The sequence below is a fragment of the Stutzerimonas stutzeri genome (genome assembly GCF_002909485.1).
Lineage (GTDB): Bacteria > Pseudomonadota > Gammaproteobacteria > Pseudomonadales > Pseudomonadaceae > Stutzerimonas > Stutzerimonas stutzeri_AH.
Genome location: NZ_PPXG01000004.1, coordinates 484,686 through 491,643, shown reverse-complemented (window position 1 = coordinate 491,643; position 6,958 = coordinate 484,686). Strand labels below are relative to the sequence as shown.

The 6,958-nt window shown below is 56.0% G+C and carries 7 protein-coding genes and 1 pseudogene; 4 read left to right on the top strand and 4 right to left on the bottom strand.

Annotation, left to right across the window (positions count from 1 at the left end; genetic code table 11):
* Position 1: 1 nt before the first annotated feature.
* From CXK91_RS23060 to CXK91_RS12655, 3 genes are all read left to right on the top strand, one after another.
* On the top strand, positions 2–91 hold the full coding sequence (locus tag CXK91_RS23060; RefSeq protein ID WP_423833885.1) for an IS3 family transposase: 90 nt from the start codon (positions 2–4) through the stop codon (positions 89–91).
* A 95-nt stretch (positions 92–186) separates the two neighbouring features.
* Positions 187–2,265 carry an AAA domain-containing protein gene (locus tag CXK91_RS12660; RefSeq protein ID WP_258035665.1) on the top strand — a complete coding sequence of 693 codons (2,079 nt, stop codon included), beginning with the start codon at positions 187–189 and terminating at the stop codon, positions 2,263–2,265.
* 432 nt (positions 2,266–2,697) lie between these two features.
* Positions 2,698–3,378 (top strand): PIN domain-containing protein, encoded by a 681-nt coding sequence (locus CXK91_RS12655; protein WP_256055795.1) that lies wholly within the window; start codon positions 2,698–2,700, stop codon positions 3,376–3,378.
* Here CXK91_RS12655 and CXK91_RS12650 read toward each other — a convergent pair.
* The 3 genes and pseudogenes from CXK91_RS12650 to CXK91_RS12640 form a co-directional block, all read right to left on the bottom strand.
* Positions 3,349–4,341: pseudogene (locus tag CXK91_RS12650) on the bottom strand (phage integrase). The gene CXK91_RS12655 and the pseudogene CXK91_RS12650 sit on opposite strands and share 30 nt — an antisense overlap.
* Before the next feature lie 182 nt (positions 4,342–4,523).
* Positions 4,524–4,850, bottom strand: a complete 327-nt coding sequence (locus CXK91_RS12645; protein WP_103456436.1) for a type II toxin-antitoxin system RelE/ParE family toxin — start codon at positions 4,848–4,850, stop codon at positions 4,524–4,526.
* Positions 4,847–5,083, bottom strand: a complete 237-nt coding sequence (locus CXK91_RS12640; protein ID WP_103456434.1) for a type II toxin-antitoxin system ParD family antitoxin — start codon at positions 5,081–5,083, stop codon at positions 4,847–4,849. The genes CXK91_RS12645 and CXK91_RS12640 overlap by 4 nt, the downstream gene beginning before the upstream one ends.
* 266 nt (positions 5,084–5,349) lie before the next feature.
* On the opposite strand from CXK91_RS12640, the gene CXK91_RS22720 reads away from it, so the two are divergent.
* Positions 5,350–5,511 carry a hypothetical protein gene (locus CXK91_RS22720; protein WP_181003947.1) on the top strand — a complete coding sequence of 54 codons (162 nt, stop codon included), beginning with the start codon at positions 5,350–5,352 and terminating at the stop codon, positions 5,509–5,511.
* Positions 5,512–5,918: 407 nt separating this feature from the next.
* Here the strand turns inward: CXK91_RS22720 and CXK91_RS12635 are convergent, their stop codons facing one another.
* Positions 5,919–6,950 carry a sensor histidine kinase gene (locus tag CXK91_RS12635; protein ID WP_103456432.1) on the bottom strand — a complete coding sequence of 344 codons (1,032 nt, stop codon included), beginning with the start codon at positions 6,948–6,950 and terminating at the stop codon, positions 5,919–5,921.
* Positions 6,951–6,958: the final 8 nt, after the last annotated feature.

The following is a 6,958-nucleotide window of genomic DNA, read 5'->3' as shown; positions in this document are numbered from 1 at the left end:
CATTGAGGTTTTTTACAACCGGCAGCGACGGCATTCATACCTGGCGTACATGACGCCGTTTGAGTATGAGCGCCTACACGCTGTCTCTTAGGCCGGTGTCCGTGAAACCGGGGCTAGTTCAATCCGACCCAATGGTGGAAGAGCGTCGATCAGGACGACCTATCTGCTATCAAACAACGTCTGCAATTGGCAGCGCAGAATGAAGAACTGCTCGAACACTGGCTGGAATACCGCCGCCTGCGCAAGAGGCTTGCTGACCTTGGCTTCGAGGCGGTGATTATCGCCGTCGAGAACCAAGCACTTTCAGCGGAAAGAACCAAAGATGCATGCCTATTGGGCCTTATGGATCTTTGGGCCAAGCAGGTACTCGAAGGCAACCCGGCGCTGGGGCAGTTCTCTGGCAAGGATCAGGAAGCGGTCCGTTCTCGTTTTGCTGAGATAGACGGCCAGCTCACCAAGCTTCAACGCGAGCAGCTAGCTGCAAAGATTGACCAACATAAGGTCCCCGAGGGCAATAACTCTGGCAAAGTTAAGGACCGTACCCAGCTCGCTCTGCTAAAACATGAGTCCGGCAAGAAAACACGACATGAGTCTATACGTTCACTCATGCTGCGTGCGTCCGAAGCGCTGCAGGGCCTGAAACCCTGTTTTATGATGTCGCCCATGGCCGTCGCGCAGTACTTACCAGCTAGCAAGGTCCACTTCGATATTGTCGTCATGGATGAAGCTTCACAAATGCGGCCGGAAGAAGCTTTGGGTGCTATCTCCCGAGGCAGCCAACTAGTAGTCGTTGGCGACCCCAAACAGCTGCCCCCGACTAGCTTCTTCTCCCGCCAGGGTGGCGACGATGACGAAGACAGCGAAGAGATCTCCCTCGCGCAGGATTCAGAAAGTATTCTCGAAGCGGCGATGCCGCTGTTTAAGTTGCGCCGTCTGCGTTGGCATTACCGGTCGCGCCACGAAAGCCTGATCGCCTTCTCTAACCGAGCCTTCTACGACAGTAATCTGGTGGTCTACCCTTCGCCTCACCGCGAATCGAATGAGTTTGGCGTGAAGTTTGTGCGGGTGACCCGCGGACGTTTCGTCGAGCAACGTAATATCGAAGAAGCCGAGATTGTCGCCAAGGCCATCGAACACCACTTGCTAAACCGGCCTGAAGAGTCGCTCGGCGTTGTCGCCATGAACGTGAAGCAAGCTGAACAGATCGATCGCGCACTGGAGCAGCTTGCCAAGCAGAACCTAGCTCTCCAGGAGGCACTCAGCCGTAACGAAGCGGTCGACGAGCCGCTTTTCATCAAGAACTTGGAAAACGTTCAGGGGGATGAACGCGACGTCATCTACATTTCAACCACCTATGGCCCGATGGAAATTGGCGGAAAAGTCCCGCAACGCTTTGGTCCAATAAACGGTGCAGATGGCTGGCGCCGCCTGAACGTGTTGTTCACCCGCTCCAAGAAACGCATGCAGGTATTTGCGTCGTTCACCGCAAGCGACCTTATCGCCACCGGAACATCCAGCCGGGGTGTGCTCGCGCTACGCGACTTTTTGCAGTTCGCGGAATCGGGGCATATGCCACACACTCGAGAAACAGGGAGGGCCTCGGACAGTGATTTTGAGGTCGCCGTCATCGAGGCATTGGAGCGCAAAGGCTATCAGTGCGAGCCGCAGGTCGGCGTTGCCGGCTTCTTCATTGATCTGGCTGTGCGCGATCCGGGCCAACCAGGTCGGTATCTCATGGGCATTGAATGCGACGGTGCGGCATACCATTCGGCCAAGTCGGCCCGTGATCGTGATCGTCTGCGCCAAAGCGTACTTGAACAGCTCGGTTGGCGAATCCGCCGGATCTGGTCGGTGGACTGGTTCCGTAACGCAACGCTGCAGCTGGAGCCTATTCTTCAGGAACTTGCGGCGCTACGCACCGAACCATCCATGGAGATGGAGCCAGAACAGCCCGAAGAAGAGCTCATCCAGCAGGTCGCCGAGGAACAAAGCCAACACGCCGAGCGAATTTCTCAGGAGGGCAGCACGGACTTACGCGAGAAACTGATGTATCTCGACCAGCAGATCATTCGCCCTGCCCTACCCGACACGCCGGAAAATCGCCGCCTGCTGCGACCTGCCATGCTCGAAGCTTTGCTGGAATTCATGCCGGTTGACCGCAGCGAGTTCCAACAACGATTGCCTGGCTACCTTCGTGAAGGTACCGAGCCTGCCGAAGGGCGCTTTATCGACGATGTACTAACGCTGATCGGTGAACACGCTTAGGCATCCATGAGCTGTCACGTGGACGTGAATGAATCACGTCCAGGTCTAATTGAAGCGATCCATGTGGGGCTGGGCGCAAGCAGTCCGTTACTTGAGGGAAAGTGCTACCACCTGAACTTAACGGTTCCTGGGGTGCTACTGCCTGGGTGCCATAGGATCATTTGAGGGCAGCAGGAAGGATTCTGTATCCCTACATGTATCCCTGAATTATTTTTACTCGTACATTTCCTTTCAGATCATAAGCTTACATCTTCAAATCAAACGACCCCGGCCCACCAATTAGAAGCACTTAAACCCCTGATTTTCCTAGAGAATTTCAGGGGTTTTTGCTTTCTGGAGTAGCGGGTGTCGAAGAAGTGTCGCAGCTTAGGCGGCAATTCCAACCTTTGAGCACGGCGGCAGATGTTCGCAAGGAAGACCAGGGACGAAAGGATGCGCACCAATTACGTTTTGATCGATTACGAGAATGTCCAAGCGTCGTCCCTGGCCCTGCTCAGCGAACCGCACTTCTGCCTGAGGGTTTTTTTAGGCCCAAATAACACCAGGCTTCCTACAGAGCTGGCGGTATCGGTACATCGACTAGGTCAGCGAGCGGACTACATCCAGCTCGACACCCCTGGCGCTAATGCATTGGACTTTCATATTGCCTATTACCTCGGGCAGTTGGCTAATGCGGACCCTACCGGGTTCTACCACATCATCTCCCGGGATAAAGGCTTCGACCCGCTTCTGAAGCACCTAAAGGGCAAGGGAATCTTCGCGTTACGCTCAGAATCGATTGAGGAGATGCCCTGCTTCAAGACTCCCGGTGAGGCAACCCCTAAGCCGGTCAGTCCGCCCCCCAAGCCAAAGCTTCAAGCTACTCCAAAAGCTCCTGCGCCAGCGGCTGAAGATCCTGTGGTCAAAGCCGTAGTAGCCGATCTAATTGGGCGAAAGACATCTAAGCCAAAGACGACCAAGACACTACTTAACACCATCCATTCTAAGGTCGGTAAATCAACCCCAATCAAAGAGATTGAGCAAATCTACGCAACACTGCGCAAAAGAGGATATGTGAAGGAGAACGGGAAAAACGTCTCCTACTCACTCCCCAAAGCTACGCAAGGGGCCTAGCTTCACTGCGTCTAAAAGATGATCCGGCGCCAGATGTGCGTACCGCATCGTCATGGCCAAGCTCGAATGACCCAGGATCCTCTGCAAGGTGAGGATGTTGCCACCGTTCTGGATGAAGTGACTGGCGAAGGTGTGCCGCAGCGCATGAGCGGCCTGCCCTTTCGGTAGCCTGATCGTGGTTCTTGCCAGCGCACGCCGGAACGAGGTTATCGCCGGGGTGAAATGCCCGTGGCGCTTCCAGTGCTGGGCGATCTTCTTCTCCAGCTCCGGCGAGATCGGGACCGACCGCACCTTGCCGCTCTTGGTCCTGCTGAACGTGATGACGCCGTTTCGGATAGATCCTGGCTGCAGCTTCTCGGCCTCGGACCATCGTGCCCCGGTTGCCAGACAGATCATCGCGACCAGCTCGACATGCGGGTTATCGCAGCCGTCGCGGATCGACTCCAGCAGCTCGGCGATCTGTTCGTTCGTCAGCCATGAAAGCTCACGCTCCTGGATCTTCAACGGTTTCACCAGAGCAAGCGGATTCTCGTACTTGATGACGGCGAGGCCACGAAGCTCGTTGCAGACCGAGCGCAGATACCCCAGCTCATTGTTGAGCGTTTTCGGCGAGGCACCTGCTTCCATCCGCACCCGGCGATCATGCGCTTAGGCTTGCGGGTCGATCCGTGAGGCGATGGGATCTCGCAGCCGCTTGGCCAAGGCATCGAGCTTCTTGCGACGCCGTAAACCATCCCGCAGCGAGTGGCCGTGCAGGTCATACCAAGATTCGATAAGCGCACTCAGTCGCCACGTATCTGCCGTACTGGGCGACCACTCCCGGTTCTCTATCACCTTCGACCGACACGTCGCCTCGAACCGCTGGGCTTCGCCCTTGGTCTTGAACGTCTTGCGGAAGCGCTTGCCCTTGATCGGTTCTACATCGACTTTCCAGCGCCCGCTAGGCAGTTGCTCAATTGCCATGACCATCACCGCCTTGGCCGGGAGCAGCTACGTCAGCTTGTTTGTGTTTTTGGCAAACCAACGCTGCGGGTGGACGACGAGAAGGAAAAGCTCGACCGCGCACAGATCAAGGAGCAGGGCACTAGCATTGAGCGGGCGACAACAAACAGTCTTCCTCAAATAGTGGCTGGCGAAAACTAAATCTATTTGGGTATATCCTGTAGCCATGCAGGCAAATCACTCATACCGTGCAGTACACGCCAAACCTCAATGTGGTTCGGACGCTCCACGTAGAACACCACGTAGGGATAGCGCTTGAGCGGCCAGGATCGTAGGCCGGGAAGATCCAGCTCATGTGCGTAGCGGTTGGAGCCTGATTCGGGATGGCGACCGAGCTGTTTATAAGCGTGCTCCAGCGCATCAATCAGGCCCAGCGCCGCCTTATCGGCCTCTTGCTCCAAGTAGTAGGCAATCGCTCGATCAACGTCATCGCGCGCTAGCGCTCTTGGAATGACTGGCTTTTGCTTCATCCGCGAGCATTCCGAACCCGATCACGCAGGGATTCGAAGTAGTCTGCATCAACGGGAGCAGTCGGAGTTGAGGCGGCACCCGCCAGTAGCAAACCCCGAAGGTGCTGGCGGTCCTGGTCTTTGCGGATCAATTCGCGGACGTATTCACTACTGGTGCCGTAGCCACGCTGATTGACTTGCTCATCCACGAAGCTCTTCAGCGTCTCGGGAAGGGAAATGTTCATGGTACTCATGCGGGCAGCCCCGTTTGGCAAAAAATGGCAAGAGCACTTTAGCGTGTTGCTAAACGCGGTGTCGATGAAGCATCGAAAGCACTGTGCCGAATTGCCCCGATACGAGCAGGCGGATCAGCCGAAAACCGCTTAACGACACGCTTTGCGCCGAAACGGCACACTAAGCAATGAGTTCAATCCTCCCGACTCCACCAAACGCAAAAGCCCCGAGAATCTTGAGATTCTCGGGGCTTTTTTCTTTGCGGTGTCGAAAGAATAGAGTAGCAATGACTAAGGATACCCAAGAGGAACTCGACGAAAAGATCTATCAAAATCTCGGATTGTTGGTCGTGCCATTCTCCGGGACCCTGCATGCTCTAGAACCCTCGACTGTTCGCCTGATCAAGACGAGTGGTGATGGTGGTCCCGAGCCTTTCCTGGATCCGTGAGATCAACCCTGATTGAAGCTGCGATCGCTGAAAGAATCGCATCCCCCATAATCGCATCGTTCTTTTCGGAATGAGATTCTCGCCGGGATGAAATGCCCGTGGCGCTGAGTGCTGGGTGATTTCTTTTTCAGCTCCGACGAGATCGAGAAAGACCGAGTATTACCACTCTTAGTCCTGCTGAATGTGATGACGGCATTTCGGTAGATCCCGGCTGCAATTACTCAGCGTCGGGCCAAGTCGGCCAGACAGATCATTGCGACTTCGAAGTGCGGCTTATCGCAGCCACTGCGGATCGACTCCAGCACTCGGCCATCTACTTTTGCCAGCCACGAAAGCTCAGCCTGCTGGACCCTCGGCGGCTTGAGCAGCGCCGATGGGTGTTCCTGCCTGATGCCGAAAGCGCCCTCTCAACCAGCACTCACCAACGGTAACGTCACCACGAATTCGCTGCCCTTCCCACTGCCCTCGCTCATGCCGACGACCTTTCCGCCGTGCGCTTCGACCAGCTCGCGAACGACCGTCAAGCCAATGCCCAGGCCAGAGCCGTTGAAGCCTATGGCGTGCTCATCCTGGACGTAAGGATCAAAAATGAACGGGAGCACCTCGGCGGAAATACCGATTCCGTTGTCTGAGACGCGTATTTTCAAGACGTCGGCCTGCGCCGTAACGGACAGTTTGATCCGGCCTTCGGCAGGCGTGTACTTGGCTGCATTGGTCAGCAAGTTGCTGAGTATTTGCGTAAGCCGGGCAGGGTCACCGTTCACTATCAAGGCGCCATCGGGAAGGTGAGCTTCGAAGTGTTGCTTTTTCGCCATCATCAGTGGGCTGCACGCACCGATGGCATTGTTCAGGATCTCAATCATGTAGACGTGCTGACACTCGACTCGCAACTTGCCAGTGCTGACACGGGAAACGTCGAGTAGATCGTCGACCAGTTTTGAAATATGCCGCACCTGGCCCTCGATCAACTCGCGCATGCGCGGTAGCTGGTCGCTCGGCAGCCGAACCATACGCTCGGCAATCATGCTGATGGGCGTTAGTGGGTTGCGCAACTCGTGGGCCACCATTGCGAGGATGTTTTTCTGCTGACTCAGTGCGCGCTCTGCGGTGGCGTGCAGGTCTTGCGCGCTGAGTGCAGCGAGGACCAGTTGCGCGTTCGCTTCACGAAGCTCCTGGTACAAACACTGGTCCTCCAGGCGCGGGAGGGTTGCCGCATCCGATTGCGCCAACAGTATCGCCAGGACCAGCTGCTGATTGGCTTCTATCAATTGCTCGACTTGCTGGGTATCCACCAGCCGATTGCTGGCGTCACTCAACTCATTTTGCAGAGCTGCCAATACGGCGCGTGCCTCAACGGTCTTTTGCCCAAGCACGAAAAGCTCGTGAGCGGCATTGGCCGTCTCACGTTCCTCCTCGCCTTCGTCTCTGTCTCTGCTCACGAGCTGGG

Coding starts and splice junctions, on each gene's coding strand:
- CXK91_RS12645 (WP_103456436.1), bottom strand. CDS start 4,850: ATGAAGCAAAAGCCAGTCATTCCAAGAGCGCTAGCGCGCGATGACGTT.
- CXK91_RS12655 (WP_256055795.1), top strand. CDS start 2,698: ATGCGCACCAATTACGTTTTGATCGATTACGAGAATGTCCAAGCGTCG.
- CXK91_RS12640 (WP_103456434.1), bottom strand. CDS start 5,083: ATGAGTACCATGAACATTTCCCTTCCCGAGACGCTGAAGAGCTTCGTG.
- CXK91_RS22720 (WP_181003947.1), top strand. CDS start 5,350: ATGACTAAGGATACCCAAGAGGAACTCGACGAAAAGATCTATCAAAAT.